Annotated in this window: 13 protein-coding genes; 4 read left to right on the forward strand and 9 right to left on the reverse strand. The window is 70.0% G+C overall.

Annotated features, from left to right (window positions below; all coding sequences use genetic code 11):
* Positions 1–107: 107 nt before the first annotated feature.
* Positions 108–1,022, forward strand: coding sequence for a LysR family transcriptional regulator (locus VQ065_RS17840; RefSeq protein WP_003089677.1), 915 nt, complete (start codon positions 108–110; stop codon positions 1,020–1,022).
* Positions 1,023–1,136: 114 nt separating this feature from the next.
* Positions 1,137–1,406 (forward strand): hypothetical protein, encoded by a 270-nt coding sequence (locus VQ065_RS17845; RefSeq protein WP_003089681.1) that lies wholly within the window; start codon positions 1,137–1,139, stop codon positions 1,404–1,406.
* Positions 1,407–1,541: 135 nt separating this feature from the next.
* On the opposite strand, the gene VQ065_RS17850 is transcribed toward VQ065_RS17845, so the two are convergent.
* The 6 genes from VQ065_RS17850 to hflK (VQ065_RS17875) all read right to left on the reverse strand — a co-directional run bounded on the left by VQ065_RS17850 (position 1,542) and on the right by hflK (VQ065_RS17875) (position 8,772).
* Positions 1,542–2,087, reverse strand: coding sequence for a DUF4946 domain-containing protein (locus VQ065_RS17850; RefSeq protein WP_003116899.1), 546 nt, complete (start codon positions 2,085–2,087; stop codon positions 1,542–1,544).
* Entirely contained in the window at positions 2,084–4,069 is a 1,986-nt protein-coding gene (locus VQ065_RS17855; protein ID WP_003139213.1) for a cation-translocating P-type ATPase, read from the reverse strand. Before VQ065_RS17855 ends, VQ065_RS17850 begins: the two co-directional genes overlap by 4 nt.
* A 28-nt stretch (positions 4,070–4,097) precedes the next feature.
* The gene (locus VQ065_RS17860) at positions 4,098–4,532 is read right to left on the reverse strand and encodes a hypothetical protein (RefSeq protein WP_003089693.1); all 435 of its coding nucleotides are present in this window, start codon (positions 4,530–4,532) and stop codon (positions 4,098–4,100) included.
* Positions 4,533–4,685: 153 nt separating this feature from the next.
* A complete protein-coding gene (gene hflK, locus VQ065_RS17865) occupies positions 4,686–5,726 on the reverse strand; it encodes a protease modulator HflK (RefSeq protein WP_003162246.1) in 1,041 nt (346 codons plus the stop codon).
* Entirely contained in the window at positions 5,723–6,760 is a 1,038-nt protein-coding gene (hflC, locus tag VQ065_RS17870) for a protease modulator HflC (protein ID WP_019484597.1), read from the reverse strand. Before hflC ends, hflK (VQ065_RS17865) begins: the two co-directional genes overlap by 4 nt.
* A gap of 11 nt (positions 6,761–6,771) precedes the next feature.
* Complete coding sequence (gene hflK / locus VQ065_RS17875) at positions 6,772–8,772, reverse strand: protease modulator HflK (RefSeq protein ID WP_003136341.1); 2,001 nt, start codon at positions 8,770–8,772, stop codon at positions 6,772–6,774.
* 688 nt (positions 8,773–9,460) lie between these two features.
* Between hflK (VQ065_RS17875) and VQ065_RS17880 the strand changes: the two genes are divergently transcribed.
* Complete coding sequence (locus VQ065_RS17880; protein ID WP_003139209.1) at positions 9,461–10,432, forward strand: polysaccharide deacetylase family protein; 972 nt, start codon at positions 9,461–9,463, stop codon at positions 10,430–10,432.
* Positions 10,429–11,304, forward strand: a complete 876-nt coding sequence (locus VQ065_RS17885) for a hypothetical protein (protein ID WP_003139207.1) — start codon at positions 10,429–10,431, stop codon at positions 11,302–11,304. Before VQ065_RS17880 ends, VQ065_RS17885 begins: the two co-directional genes overlap by 4 nt.
* A gap of 46 nt (positions 11,305–11,350) precedes the next feature.
* Here VQ065_RS17885 and gcvT read toward each other — a convergent pair whose 3' ends face one another.
* From gcvT to glyA, 3 genes are all read right to left on the reverse strand, one after another.
* Positions 11,351–12,472 (reverse strand): glycine cleavage system aminomethyltransferase GcvT, encoded by a 1,122-nt coding sequence (gene gcvT, locus VQ065_RS17890; protein ID WP_003089701.1) that lies wholly within the window; start codon positions 12,470–12,472, stop codon positions 11,351–11,353.
* 93 nt (positions 12,473–12,565) lie between these two features.
* The gene (locus tag VQ065_RS17895) at positions 12,566–13,942 is read right to left on the reverse strand and encodes an L-serine ammonia-lyase (RefSeq protein WP_003112071.1); all 1,377 of its coding nucleotides are present in this window, start codon (positions 13,940–13,942) and stop codon (positions 12,566–12,568) included.
* Positions 13,943–13,989: 47 nt separating this feature from the next.
* Positions 13,990–15,246 (reverse strand): serine hydroxymethyltransferase, encoded by a 1,257-nt coding sequence (gene glyA, locus VQ065_RS17900; RefSeq protein ID WP_003162506.1) that lies wholly within the window; start codon positions 15,244–15,246, stop codon positions 13,990–13,992.
* Positions 15,247–15,291 lie beyond the last annotated feature (45 nt).

The following is a 15,291-nucleotide window of genomic DNA, read 5'->3' on the forward strand; positions in this document are numbered from 1 at the left end:
GCTGGATCGATTTAGCTTGCGAATCAAGCGGATAGAAAGCCCAAGGAAAACGACCAGGAGGAGCCGAGAATGCGTCGAGCGATTGCCACTGTATCGTGGGCCCACCGATGAGCCTGCGCTTCGACGATATCGAAGCCTTCCTCAACGTCGCCGAACTCAACAGCGTGACGTCGGCGGCCGAGCGCATGAGCCTGTCCAAGTCGGTGATCAGCAAGCGCGTCAGCGATCTCGAACGTCGCCTCGGCGTCCGCCTGCTCTATCGCACCACGCGCAACGTCGAGCCGACCGAGGCCGGGCATTTCTTCTACAAGGCCGCCAAGGCCTCGCTGCAGGAACTCAACAACGCCGCGGAGATCGTCGCCCTGCGCGAGAACGACCTGTGCGGCGAATTGCGCATCGTCACCCCGATGAGCTTCGGCACCCTCTGGCTGTCGCCGATCATCGCCGACTTCATGAGCCAGCACCCGCGCCTGGAGATCGTCCTGCAGATGGACGACCGCCTCACCGACTTCGAGAAGGAAGGCTACGACCTGAGCATCCGCGTCACCCGCCTGGACGACAGTTCGCTGATCGCCCGGCCGCTGGCCAACAGCCAGCGGGTGGTCTGCTGCAGCCCCGACTACGCGGAACGCCACGGCACGCTGGACACCCTCGAACAACTGATGCAACACGAGTGCCTGGGCTACAACAACGCCACGCCGAGCCAGGTCTGGACCTTCGAACCGGCGTTCCCCGGTGCCAAGCCCCGCGCCGTCTCGCCACGCGGACGCTTCAGCAGCAACAACGGCCAGGCCATGCGCGACGCCGCCCTGCGCGGCCAGGGATTGGCGTTGCTGCCGCTGTTCATCGTCGCCGAGGACCTCAAGAACGGCCGCCTGGTGGACGCCGCGCCCGGCCTGCGCCCACTCGACGACGTGATCTACGCGATGTATTCGCGGGCGGCGGCGATGTCGCCGAAGGTCAAGGCGTTCATCCAGCATCTCCAGCAGGCGCTGTCGATCCCGCCCTGGGGCAACGGCTGAGCGACCGAACCATTCCGGCGACGCTCCGGTCAGATACTGGGCATGCGGAGAAGACTCCCAGGAGCCTGTCGTCTCTCCCCCGTCCGGCCACCCGGCCCACAAAGGAGAACTGCCATGATCGTGCGTACCCTGCTCATCGCCGCCGCCCTGCTCGGCGGTACCGCCCAAGCCGCCGAAAGCACCGACCTGTGCGGCGCCAACCTGCAGAAGCTGGACGATATCCTCGCCGTGCGCGGCAAGACCTCGGTCACCGGTGCGCGGGTCACCGAGGTCAAGGAACTCCAGGCCAAGGCCAGGCAGGACCAGGCCAGCGGCGACACCAAGGGCTGCATCACCGCCACCACCCAGGCCCTGCAGATCCTGCAGAACGCCGGGAAGAAATGATCCGCGACAGACGCAAGGCGGATAACCGCAAGCGGTTATCCGCCCTACCCCAATGCAACCCTCCGTAGGGCGAATAGCGCCGCAGGCGTTATCCGCCGACACTCCAGCCCCCGCCCCGACCGCGTCCGATTTCGCTCACTCGAAGCGCAGGCTTTCCCGTACCGCGCGGATTTCCGCCTGGCTGGCGTCGTAGGCCTCGGCCAGGCCGGCATAGGACAGCGAATAGGCCGAGGTCTTGCCGGCCGCGGTGAGCAAGGTCTGCTTCATCACCACGGCGCCGCGCTGGCGAATGGTGCAGGTGGTCTCCAGCGCCGCCAGCCCGCCGGTGGTGGACGGCTGCGGCGAGGTGCAGGCGGTCTGCAGGCCGTTGCGCAGGAACTCGATCTGCACCAGCTTGCGCATGTGCCCGAGGACTTTCTCCAGGTTCACTGCCTGCCCGCTCTGCAGGGGCATCCGCGTCACTTCCATCACCAGTGCCTGGGAGCCGTCTGCCTGCAACTTGACCGCGCGCTGGCGCTGGCCGGCGCCGGCCTGGCCGGGCTGCGCGGCGGGCAGGTCGCTGACCTGCCAGCCCGCCGGCCAGCGCGCCATCGACGCCTCGGCCAGGCTCAGCGCGGACAGCGTGCCGACCGCCAGGGCCAGCCAGCGCCAGCCGTTGCGTCGCGTTTGCGCCTGCCTCACGGTGTACCCTCCTCTTCGCGTCCCTCCACGGCCGGCCGGGGCTGCCCGAGGGGCTCCTCGAAACGCAGCAGGCGTCCGGCATTGCCCAGCACCAGCAAGGTGCTGAGGTTGTGCAGCAGCGCCGCGACCATCGCCCCGGCCGCGCCGAGCAGGCCGAAGGCTGCCGCGGCGACGATCGCCAGGGTCCAGCCGAGGCCGATCGCCACGTTGACCTGCAGGGTCCGCCGGCATTGCCGGCTGAGCCGCACGCAGGTGCCGAGGCGGCGCAGGTCGCTGCCGATCAGCACGATATCCGCCGAGGCCAGGGCGATGTCGGCGCCGCCGGCGCCCATTGCCACCCCGACCACACCGGCCTTCAGCGCCAGCGAATCGTTGATGCCGTCGCCGACCACCATCGGCCGGAAACCGCTGCCGATCTCCGCGCCGACCTGGCGCAACTTGTCCTCCGGCAACGCCTGCGCCACCAACTGGCGAATCCCCACCTGCTTGGCCACGGCGTCGGCCACCGCCTGGCGATCGCCGGTCAGCAACAGTTGCCGGCCCAGACCCAGTTCGCGTAGATCGGCCAGGGCCTCGGCGGCCTCCGCGCGTACGCTGTCGGCCAGCAGCAGCCAGCCGAGGAAGCGCCCGTCCAGGGCGATTCCGGCGATCGGTCCCTCGTGCGCCGGCACCTCGCCGGCGTCGATGCCCAGTTGCTGGAACAGCTCGGGCCGGCCGAGGGCGGCTTCGCCCGCCGCTGTTCGTGCGACCACGCCGAACCCCTGGCGTTCGCGGATATCGCTCAATGGATGATAGGCATCGTGCGCCGCCAGGGCCGCCAGCGCTCGGCTCACCGGATGGCTGCTGGCGGCGCCGAGGCTGGCGGCCAGGCGCAGCACCGACGCCTCCTCGGCGGCATCGGCCAGGCGCAGCGCCTGCAGACGCAGGCTGCCGTGGGTCAGGGTGCCGGTCTTGTCGACCACCAGCGAAGTCAGGTCCGCCAGTTCCTCGAGGAAGGCCGAGCTGCGGATCAGGATGCCATGACGGGCGGCCACGGCGATCCCGGCGATGGCAGTGGCCGGGGCGGACAGCACCAGGGCGCAGGGACAGGCGGCGACCAGCACGGCGAGCATGGCCTGGGCATCGTTGGTGACGAACCAGGTGACCGCGGCGATCAGCAACACCAGCAACATGTACTGCCCGGCGTAGCGCTCCAGCAGGCGGGTGATCGGCGGCTTGGCGCGCTCGGCCTGCTGCATCAGGCCGATCACCTTGCCCAGGGTCGAGGCCTCGCCGGTACGGGTTATCTCGATGCGCAGCAGGCCGTCGAGGTTGATCGCGCCGCCGTAGACCTCCATCCCCGGCGCCACCTCGAGCGGCACCGACTCGCCGGTGATCGGCGCGGTGTCGAGACTGGCCTGGCCTTGCAGGACCCGCCCGTCGGCCGGAACCCGGTCACCGGCGCGCACTTCCACCTGGTCGCCCGCCCGCAGGCTGGCGTTGTCCACCTCGCTCAGGCTGCCGTCGGCCTCGATCCGCCGGGCATGGCTGCGGGTCAGCTCGCCGAGGGCGGCGATGGCCTCCTGGGAGCCGATCACGCTGCGCTCCTCCAGCACATGGCCGAAGATCATGATGATCGGCAGCAGCGCGGCGGTCAGCAGGTCGCCGCTGGCCCAGGCGCCGAGCATGGCCAGCGCGATCAACTGGTCGGTGACGCCGTGCAGGCTCGGATGCCGCAGGCTGTCCCAGGCCGAGCGGGCCACCGGCAGCGCCACCAGCAGCGACGCGACACCGAGCAGGATCTGGCTGACCCCGGCCTGGTCCGCCGCCAGCCAGCGCCAGGCCAGGCCGAGCAGCAACAGGCCAAGGGCGAGCATCGCCAGGCTCAGCTGGCGGGCGGCGCGGCGCTGCTCGTCGCGGCTGAGCAGGCCGCCGCCGAACGGCAGGTGATGATGGTGATGCGCGCAGCCGCCATGGCTGCCGTGGGCGGTCGGCTCGCTCATGCGCACCTCCCGGGGCGAGCCGCGGCGGCTATTGCGGGAAGCGCGCGTCCGGCCGGCGTACGTAGTCCAGGGCTTCCTTCTCGGTGAGTTCCCAGATCTGCTTGACCTGCCCGTTGTTGTCGCTCTTCAGGCCGACGAAACTGCCCTTGAGCTGGGGCATGCGGCCATAGACGATGAACAGGTTCTGCGCCGTGCGGATGCGCACCGACGGCGCCACCGAATAGCTGACGGTCTTCTTCCCCAGCCCCAGGGTGAGCACGCTGCGCAGCAGGCTCTGCTTGGGCTTCTTCAGGGTGATGACCGGGTACTGCGCGCTGGCCACGAAGCCCACCAGCATGTCGCTCGGCAACTGCCGCGCCAGCGCCTCGCCGCCGCACAGCAACAGCGCCAGCCCGCACAGCAGGGCCCTGCCCGGTGATAGCCGCGCACCGTTGCCCGTGAATGGAATACCGCCTGCCGTCATTGCCCGTCCCGTTCGCCTGGTTGTTCGACTCGGCGCCGCGTTCCGCTGGCGGAAGCGCGTACCGAAGGTTGATGCCGACGCAGGGTAGCCGTTTCACGTTCGCTTGTCCGTCCATTGTTTCACAGCCCGCGAAGGGTGCCGTCGGGCAGCGGCTCATGGCTGCCCGCCTTGCAGAATCAGGCGGCCGTCATCACGCGGATCGACGCTGCCGACCGAACCGGCCTTGCCGAGGATCGCCGGCACCCGCTCGCGGTACAGGCGCCAGAGCAGGCCGGGATCGGTCGCACCCAGCGCCGGGGCCAGGCCAACGATGCTGGCGGTGTCGCGGCGCGCCTGGGCCAGCCGTTCGCCGGCCTCGGCGCGGGCGACCTGCAGGGTGCGGTCGGCCCCCTCGGTGGCCGCCTGGGTGAGTTTCTCCGCCTCGGTGCGCGCCTTGGCGACGTTCTGCTCGGCCAGTTGGCTGGCGGTCAGCACCGCGTTGAAGGCGCTTACCGCATTGCGCGGCAGGCTCGACTGCACGTCGACCCGCACCACCTGGATGCCCAGCCCGCTGCCGGCCGCGGCCAGCGCCGCCAGGCTGTGGTTGATGCCCTGCACCAGGTCGCCGCGCAGGCGTTCGCGGCGCTCGGCGACCGCGCTGTCGTTGCCGAGCAACTCCGGGCGCGCCACCAGGATGGTGTCCAGGTCGCGCGCGGCGCAGACCTGCACGGCGTTGCGCGCCACCAGGCGGTCCAGCGCCGGCAGCACGTGGGCGCCCTGGAGGACGTAGGCGTACGGGTCGTCGACCTTGTAGAACACCCGCACGTCCAGTTGCACCACCCCGGCGTCGCCGGTCAGCAGGTAGCCGGAGCCGGCCAGCGCGTCGCTGGACAGGCTGACGTCGAGATCGGCGCGACGCGCCTGCTCGGAACGCAGCAGGCCCTCGACGCGGCGTTCGATCACCTGTTCGGCGGACGGCAGCAGCACCACCTGCTCCAGCGGCTGCGGCCAGGCCAGCAGCAGGCCGGGACCGGCCAGGCGCTCCAGCGCGCCCAGGCGCAGCACTACGGCGCGGTTCTCCGGGCCGATCTGGCGGACGTTGGAAAACGCCCAGGCCAGCGCCGCCAGGAGGGTCACGCCGAACAGTGCGAGGAACGCCAGGCGTCCGGCCTGCAGCCAGGGGCTGCGCAGCCCCTCGTGCGCTTCGTCGCTCATGGCCGGCGCCCGTTGGCCGGCGCTTCGGCGGGGAGCGCCGGCGGCCCGTCGACCAGCACGCGGAACGGTGCGGCATCGGTGCGCAAGACCAGGCGGGTATCGCCGTTGACGATGGTGCCGAGGGTGTCCAGCGAGCGCAGCAGGTTGTACAGCTGCGGCGAACCGGCGTAGGCCTTGCCGTAGATGCGCGCCGCCTCGACCCGCGCCTGGGCCTCGATCTCCGCGGCCTTCACCGAAGCCTCGGCCTGGATCACCCGGGCGTCGCGCTCCGCCGCCGAACGGATCTCCGCGGCCTGGCGACGGCCCTCGGCGGTACGCTCGGTGGCGATGGTCTCGCGCTCGGCGCGCATGCGGTCGACGGTGGCGCCGAGGGTCACCTTGGGCAGGGTCAGGCGCTCGATGCCGACCTGCACCACCTTGACCCCGTAGGTCGCCAGCAACTGATTGTCGATCTGTTCGCGCAGGCGCGCTTCGAAGTCGCCGATACGCACCCGCGACGCCTCGGTATTCACCAGGTCGGCCAGGTCATAGGCGCTGGCGGTGGTTTCCAGCGCCGAGCCGACGAAGGTGCGCAACTGCCGGGCAGCCTCGTCCGGCTGGTTGCGCACCGCGCGCATGAAGCGCTGCACGTTGTCGGCGTCGCCCTGGACCTGCCAGGCCACGTAGGCCTGGACGATGATCCGCAGGCCATCGCGGGTGCCGACGTCCTGCAGGCCGCTGGAGGTGGTGCGCAGGCGCAGGTCGACCGGGATCGCGCTCTCGAACGGCAACGGCAGGCGCCAGGCCAGGCCCGGTTCGAGCAGGACCCGCGCCGGGTTGCCGAAACGGGTGATGACCATCGCCTCGCCGGAACGCACCTGCACCAGGCAAGCGGCGGCGACGGCGAACAGCACCAGCAGCGCGGCGACCAGCAGCCGGCGCCAGGGCGGCGCGGCCTGTGCGCCATGGCCGTGATCGTGATCGTGATCGTGATCGTGATCGTGATCGTGATGATGCTCGTGGTGGCTGTGCGAGTGGGAGTGACCGAGGCTCAAGAGCGCTCTCCTCATGGTGCGGATTGCCCGGCCGCGGACGCCGGAGCGGCGGACGGACGGGACGAAGACGGGGAATCCAGGCGGCCGAGGCCGAAGCTGCGCAGGTCGATGGTCGGCGCACCGGCGCCGGCGATGCGGTGGTCGATGAGCAGCAGGTTGGCCTTGCCCAGGCCGAGCCCGAGCTGGCGGTAGTAGGCCTCCAGCAGGAAAGCCTGGCCGGCGTCGGCATAGCCTTCCCGCTCGGCGGCGAAGCGCCGGTCGGCGGCCTGCGCGGCGGCCAGGGTCTCGCGGGCCTGCGCGCTGGCCCGGTCGTGCGCCACGCTGGCCTGTAGTTGCGCCTCGTTGCGCTGCGCGGCAGCCTGCCCGCGCTCGCGGGCGATCAGCGCCTGTGCGGTGATCTGCGCGGCCTGCACCGCGTGGTAGGCGTTCGCCGCACCGGCCGGCGGATGGATCGCCTCGACCGCCGCGCCCAGTACCTCGACGCCGCTGCCGAGGCGGTCGAGATCGGCCTGCACGGCCTGGCCGATCTGCTCGGCCAGGCCCGCGCGCTGCTCGCCGAGGACCTCATCGAGGGTCCGCGAGGCGAAGGCATGCACCAGTACGCGGCTGGCGGTGCTGCGCACCAGCGTCGGCACGTCGGCGCTGCGGTAGGTCGCCGCCAGCGCTGCCGCGTCGTCGAGAGCGATGCGGTAGACGATGCGCACGTCCATGTTGACGATCTGGAAGCTCTGCCGGCGGTCGGCCAGGCTGGCGATGACCTGCGATTTCTCGCTGACGTGGGAGGCGTCCCACAAGCGGTTGGCGCTATCCGGGGCCGGACCTTCGGCGGGCGCGAGCGGCTCGGCTCCGCCGTCGCCGGCGGCGACGCTGGTGGCCAACTCGTGGACCACCCCGTTCTCCACCGCCAACACCCGCCCCAGCGGCCAGGGCAGCCCCAGGTGCAGGCCGGGGCCGAGCACCGCGACCGGCTTGCCGAAGCGCTCGTAGACGCCCCGTGCATCCATGCCGATCTCGCGTACGCCGCTGAGCAGCCAGCCGCTCAGCGACACCACCGCCAGCACCGGCAGGAACGCCCGCCGCATGAAACCGAAGGCCCAGACCTGGCGCAGGTCGATGCCGAAGCGCTGGTGCAACTCATGCTGCAGACGCTGCAGGGGACGCGGCGGCCAGCGCAACAGGTCGGCCAGCAGGCTGGTGGCGACCAGGCGCGGTTCGAGGCCGGCACGCTGCGGCGCGAACATCGCCAGGATCGCCCTGCCCAGCAACTCCAACGCCAGCGCCGCCGGCAACAGGCCGAGCAGTACCGCCAGGCGCGGGGCCCAGGGGTGTCCCTGGCGAGCCAGGAACAGACAGAGGGCGGCCAGCACCAGGGTACCGATCAGCGCCCGCGCCAGTTGCCCGAGGGCCGGGGCTTCCGGCCACTGCGCCGGCCCTTGGCTGGCGAAGCGACGTTCCAGCACCAGCACCGCGAAGGCCAGCAGCAGGCAGATCCCGATGGCGAGGTCGGCCGCTTGCCCGGAACTGGCCGGCGGCAGGTCGAGACGCCAGCCGGCGGCTACCAGGCACAACGCCAGCGCCGCGCTCGCCGCCAGCCACAGCGCAGCGTGCCCGAGCTGGGCCAGGCCGTGGGCGATGGCCTGGCCCAGGCGCTCCAGAAGCCGTTCATAGGCGCTGTCGGCGGCGGCGTCGGGTTCGCCCCGCTGCCAGCGCAGCCAGGCAGGCCGCGCGCTTGCCTCCGCGCCGAGGACCACGCAACGCCAGGCCGCGACCCGGTAGGCCGCGTGCAGACCGGCGAACAGAACCAGCCAGGCCGCGCCGAGGTTGTACAGCAGCGGCGGCCAGAGCGAGTCGGCGGCGAACAGGCCGATGAAGAACCCCAGCACGGCGCAGGCGGCGGCCAATGCGACGCTGGCCGCTGCCCATCGCCACAACTGGCGCAACTGCCGGGGCGCCTGCTGGAAACGCGGCAGCGATTCGGCGGCGACGCCCTCGGCGTCCAGGTCGACTCTCATCTTCACTCCAGGCAAAACTCGAAGGTGCCGGCCAGGCCGGCGCAAACGTCCGCAACTTTATAACAATGCGCGTTAAGAAGTTGTCATGATTTGAAAAACAGTCTGCATCCCCAGGCTCTTGACTGGAAGACGAAAGACTGGGGGCAACCCACTTGGCAAGCCCCCGACCAACCGAAAGGTTCTAAGCAGTCGGGAAAAACCACCGGACATCCGCGCAAACGACCATTCGTCGGCAATTTTCATTCGAAACGGATTTCTTATAACCAATCCGCATAGGCCTGCCGGCTCCCCCGCTTCCCCCTCAAAGGCACGCCGCTCCGGGCCTCCACGCGTAGCCAGCAGGACTTTTCGCATAGCCTGACGGTTTTATAACAGCGGCAAAGCGTCAATAATTCGACTATCGACTGTGGTAGCGTCAAAAAAGAATCACATCGATCCTTTGCAGCGTTATCCGGTGCCATGCAGTCCTTACCGAACACCCGCCGGGTCCCCGCCAAGCCCCGGTTCGAGCCACGCGTTGGCGTGGCCGCAGCAAACGTTTGTGCGGATTACCCAGGAGGCTCGCCCATGACCGAATCGACCGCCGGGGCCGGAGTTCACGGCGCAGCGTCCGGACAGGCTGGCGAAAGCCCTGCCGCGCACGCGGAACCATCGCCGGTGACGGATCGTCGATGAGCCGGGGGATGCCATGCGAAGCCTGATCGGGATGACGTTCCTGAACTCCTCCGTGGGCCAGCGCCGGCTGCGCCAGAACGGCATCGTGCTGCGCCTGGGACGGGTAGTCGCGGATCGCCGGCGCGCGGCCCTGCCGCACCGGCAAGGGCGCTGCCTCGACCGTCAGGGCCTGGAAACCCTGCTGCTGTGGCTACAGCGGCACTTCCTCTGCGTGCCCCTGGAACACCTGCTCGAGAGCCCCGCTCCAGCCTGCTTGCGGATCGCCCTGAGCGTCGACGGCAACCCTGCGGAACTGGCCGAGCTGGTCTACCCGCTGCTGGAGCGCTACGAAATGCCAGCGAGCGCCTTCATCGGCGGCGACCCGCGCAGTTGGCGCGAAGCGGTCGCCGACACCCTCTGGCAGGCCGATGCGGCTACCGCCGAGCCATTGCTGGAACTGCTGGAGCGTTACGGCGGCGCTGCGCTCATGCGGGTGCTCGAACGCACCGGCGACGACCAGCGTCGCAGCCGTAGCCTCGACCTCCTCCTGCGCAAGCTGGAACGCCTCGACCCGGCTTCGCAGCAGGCCTTGCGCGCGGCCTGCACGGCCCCCGCGGCGTACGGCGCGGGCGATTGGGAACGGGTCCGCCGCCTGGAAAACAGCGGCCTGGTTCGCTTCGGCCTGCACGGCCAGGACCCGCACCCAGCGACAGGCCTTTGCGCCGAGGACTGTCTCGGCCGCGCCCACCGCCAGCTCCAGCAGCATTGCGCCGCCCCTCTGCCGGTGTTCTGCCAAGCTCGCGCCACGCCCGCCGCGACGCCTGCGCAACCCGGCCTGCGCGCCGCCCTCGGCCGGCTTGGCTACCGCTTCGCCTTCGGCGCGCGCAATGGCCTGGTGGATACCCGTTGCGACCCGCTGGACCTGCCGCGCATCGAGGTGGACGCGGCGATCGCCGCCCGTCCCGGCCGGCTGGCCTGGCGCATCTATCGTGGAGCCCGTCCATGAGCACGGCCTCTAGCCCATTCCCAAGGAGGCGCGACAGGCAGTCGCCCTCCGCCGGAAGACCGCCCGAACCACGGGAAGCGAACGCGCCGTCGCCCGCCACGCCGCAGCGACGCCGCTCTCAGGGATATGGCCAGCCCAGCTGGCCCGGTATCAGCAAGGATCGTCCCATGACTGCAGACACCCCTACCTCTGTCGCTACCATCAACCACCTGCTGCTCGGCGCGCCCTACACCAGCCCACTGGTGATCCCCGGTGACTGGCTGGTCGACGAACTGGAAGGCGCCGTGGAAGTCGGCGGCTTCACCGACGGCCTGTTCCGCTGGCCGACGCGCAAGCGCAGCGGCCGCCCTTCGCCGATCCTCTGCGGCGACCTGCTGCGCGCGGTACGTACCGAATGCGCCGAGTCGGTGCAGTTCTGGTGGGGTTTCAGTCCGAGCCTGGTGGGACGCTGGCGCCGCGCCCTCGGCGTGACCCGCCGCAACAATCCCGGCGACCAGGCGGTGGCGCGCGCCCGCGCCGCCCTCGCCCGCTCGCTGGACCGCAAGGCGCCGCCGAAGGCACCGGCCGCCTGGTCCAGCGAAGAGGTCGAGTTCATCCGCCGCCACGGCAGCAAGCGCAGCCTGGCCTGGTGCGCCTACATGCTCGGCCGCAGCTACCAGAGTGTCGCCAGCAAGGCCGAGGAGCTTTCCCCGCACAGCCAGCGCGACCGCAACAATGCGATCTGGAGCAAGTCCGAGGAAGACCTGCTGCGCCAGCACTACCAGCAGCGCGGTTCGCTATGGTGCGCGCAGCAGACCGGCAAGACCCGCGCGGCGGTATTCCACCGAGCCAAGAAGCTCGGCCTGCAACGGCAGCGGCCGAAACACCCGTGAGGCCGGTCGCCGCCCTCTCCCGCCGAAGCGAGAGAGGGCCAGGGGCTCAACCGCGGTAGTAGCGCTGCGCCACGAAGGGCATCTTGCTGACCACCAGGGTCACCGGCTTGCCGCGCACCATCGCCGTCACCTCGCTGCCCAGGCCGGCCAGTTCGTTCGGCACGTAGCCCATGGCCAACGGCGCGTTGAGGCTCGGACCGAAACCGCCGCTGCTGACCTTGCCGATCGCCCGGCCCTGGGCATCGACGATCTCGGCGCCCTCGCGCACCGGCATCCGCCCCTGCGGCAGGAAACCGACGCGCTTGCTGGCAACGCCCTGCGCCTGCTGGGCGAAGATCCGCTCGGCGCCGGGGAACCCGCCGGCGCGCACGCCGTCGGCGCGACGCGCCTTGGAAATGGCCCAGCCGAGGCTGGCTTCGACCGGCGTGGTGGCGCTGTCCATGTCGTGGCCGTAGAGGCACAGGCCGGCTTCCAGGCGCAGCGAGTCGCGCGCGCCGAGGCCGATCGGCGCCACTTCCGGCTCGGCCAGCAGGCGCCGCGCCAGGGCCTCGGCATGGGCGGCGGGCACGGAGATCTCGTAGCCGTCTTCACCGGTATAGCCGGAGCGGCTGACGTAGCACTCCTGGCCGAGCAGCTCGACACGGGCGAACTGCATGAAGGTCATCTGCGCCACCTGCGGCGCCAGGCGCTCCAGCACCCGCACCGCCGCCGGTCCCTGGAGGGCGAGCAAGGCACGCTCCTCGAACAGCGGCTCGACGCTGCAACGGCCCTCCAGGTGACGACGCAGGTGCGCCAGGTCCTGGTGCTTGCAGGCGGCGTTGACCACCAGCAGCAGGCAATCGCCGAGGTTGGCCACCATCAGGTCGTCGAGGATCCCGCCCTGCTCGTCGGTGAACAACGCGTAGCGCTGCTGGCCCACCGGCAGATCGAGGATGTCCACCGGCACCAGGCTTTCCAGCGCCAGCGCCGCATCGGCGCCCACCAGGCGGATCTGGCCCATGTGCGAGACATCGAACAGACCGGCCTGCTCACGGGTGTGCAGGTGCTCCTTGAGCACCCCGGCCGGGTACTGCACCGGCATGTCGTAGCCGGCGAAGGGCACCATCTTCGCCCCCAGTTCCAGGTGCAGGGCGTGCAGGGGCGTCTTGGCGAGGGTTTCTGCGGTCATGTTTCACTCCATGGCATCCCGGCCTCCTGTCTGCCGGAGAGCCGCGATCGATTGTCGGGAAAGAAAAAAGAAGCGCCGGCGCAGCGGCGCGGTTCAGCATTCGATGATGTTCACGGCGAGGCCGCCGCGCGCGGTTTCCTTGTATTTGCTTTTCATGTCGGCGCCGGTCTGGCGCATGGTGCGGATGACCTTGTCGAGAGAGATGAAGTGCTGGCCGTCGCCGCGCAGGGCCATGCGCGCCGCGTTGATGGCCTTCACCGAAGCCATCGCGTTGCGTTCGATGCAGGGCACCTGGACCAGCCCGCCGACCGGGTCGCAGGTCAGCCCGAGGTTGTGCTCCATGCCAATCTCGGCGGCGTTCTCGACCTGCTGCACACTACCGCCGAGCACTTCGCAGAGCGCCCCGGCGGCCATCGAGCAGGCCACCCCGACCTCGCCCTGGCAACCGACCTCGGCGCCGGAGATCGAGGCGTTTTCCTTGTAGAGGATGCCGATCGCCGCGGCGGTGAGCAGGAAGCGCACCACGCCATCGTCGTCGGCCCCGGGGATGAAGCGCGCGTAGTAATGCAGCACCGCCGGAATGATCCCCGCCGCGCCGTTGGTCGGCGCGGTCACCACGCGGCCGCCGCTGGCGTTCTCCTCGTTCACCGCCAGGGCGTAGAGGTTGACCCAGTCGAGCACGCTGAGGGCGTCGCGCAGGCCGGCCTCCGGCCGCTGGCACAACTGGCGGTGGAGCGCCGCCGCGCGGCGCCTGACCTTCAGTCCGCCGGGCATGATGCCCTCGTTGCGGCAGCCGGCCTCGACGCAATCCTGCATCACCTGCCAGATACGCAGCAGGCCGGCGCGGGTTTCCTCGGCGGGGCGCCAGGCCTTCTCGTTCTCGGCCATCAACTGGCTGATCGACAGGCCTTCGCGGACGCAATGGTCGAGCAGTTGCCGCGCGGTCTTGAAGGGGAACGCCAGCGGCGTGCGGTCCTCGACGATGCGGTCGAGGCCGGCGGCCTCGTCGTCGACCACGAAACCGCCGCCCACCGAGTAGTACTCGCGGCTGCGGACCTGCAGGCCGGCGGCGTCGAAGGCACGGAAGATCATGCCGTTGGGATGGTAGGCCAGCGGCTTGCGGATCAGCGCCAGGTGTTCCTTCTCGACGAAGCGGATCGGCCGCTCGCCGAGCAGGCGCAGCTCGCCGCTGGAACGGATGGCATCGAGCCGGGCGGGAATCGCGGCGGTATCCACCGTGTCCGGCTGCTCGCCCTCCAGGCCGAGCAGTACCGCCTTGTCGCTGCCGTGGCCCTTGCCGGTGGCGCCGAGCGAGCCGTACAGCTCGACCTTGACGCTGGCAGTGGCCTCCAGCAACCCCTCGCGCCTCAGCCCCTCGGCGAAGCGCGCGGCGGCACGCATCGGCCCCACGGTGTGGGAGCTGGACGGCCCGATGCCGATCTTGAACAGATCGAAGACACTCAGGGACATGCTCGTCTCCGCTTGCGGATTGGCCGCCACCACGGCGGCGTTCCTGTTCAATCAGCGTAGACCGGGAAGTGCCGGCAGAATTCGCCGACCTGGCCCCTGACCCGTTCGCCGACCTCGGGATTGTCGATATCGTCGAGGATGTCGCAGATCCAGCCAGCCAGTTCGCGGCACTCGCCCTCGCGGAAACCGCGAGTGGTCACCGCTGGGGTGCCGATGCGGATGCCGGAGGTGACGAACGGGCTCTGCGGATCGTTCGGCACGGCGTTCTTGTTCACCGTGATGTGCGCCGCTCCGAGCGCCGCGTCGGCGGCCTTGCCGGTCAGCCCCTGCTTCACCAGGCTGATCAGCATCAGGTGGTTGTCGGTGCCACCGGAAACCACGTCGTAGCCGCGCCCGATGAACACCTCGGCCATCGCCTTGGCGTTGCGGATCACCTGCGCCTGGTAGTCCTTGAAGCCCGGCTCCAGCGCTTCCTTGAAGCACACCGCCTTGGCCGCGATCACGTGCATCAGCGGGCCGCCCTGGGCGCCGGGGAATACCGCGGAGTTGAGCTTCTTCTCGATCTCCTCGTTGGCGCGCGCCAGGATCAGACCGCCGCGCGGACCGCGCAAGGTCTTGTGGGTGGTGGTGGTGACCACGTCGGCGAAGGGGATCGGGTTCGGGTAGAGGCCGGCAGCGACCAGCCCGGCAACGTGGGCCATGTCGACGAACAGCAGCGCGCCGACCTTGTCGGCGATGGCGCGGAAGCGCGGGAAGTCGAGGGTCTTGGAGTAGGCGGAGAAGCCGGCGACGATCATCTTCGGCTTATGCTCCACGGCCAGGCGCTCGACTTCGTCGTAGTCGATCAGCCCGGTAGCGGTGTCCAGGCCGTACTGCACGGCGTTGTACAGCTTGCCGGAGGAGGACACCTTGGCGCCGTGGGTGAGATGGCCGCCGTGGGCCAGGCTCATGCCGAGGATGGTGTCGCCGGCGTTGAGCAGCGCCAGGTACACCGCGGCGTTGGCCGAGGAACCGGAATGCGGCTGGACGTTGGCATAGTCGGCGCCGAACAGCTGCCTGGCGCGGTCGATGGCCAGCCGCTCGACCTTGTCGACGTGTTCGCAGCCGCCGTAGTAGCGCTTGCCCGGATAGCCCTCGGCATACTTGTTGGTCAGGCCGCTGCCCTGCGCCTGCATGACCCGCTTGCTGGCGTAGTTCTCCGAGGCGATCAGTTCGATGTGGTCTTCCTGCCGCCGGTCTTCGGCGTCCATCGCGGCGAGCAGTTCGTCGTCGTAGCCCTGGAGCTGGTCGTGCTTGCTGAACATGGCGCTGGCCTCTTGTCGTGTCGGTGTCAGGACGCCCGCTGGCGC

Source organism: Pseudomonas sp. KBN10P06128 (genome assembly GCF_037574945.1).
In the GTDB taxonomy this organism is placed as follows: domain Bacteria; phylum Pseudomonadota; class Gammaproteobacteria; order Pseudomonadales; family Pseudomonadaceae; genus Pseudomonas; species Pseudomonas aeruginosa.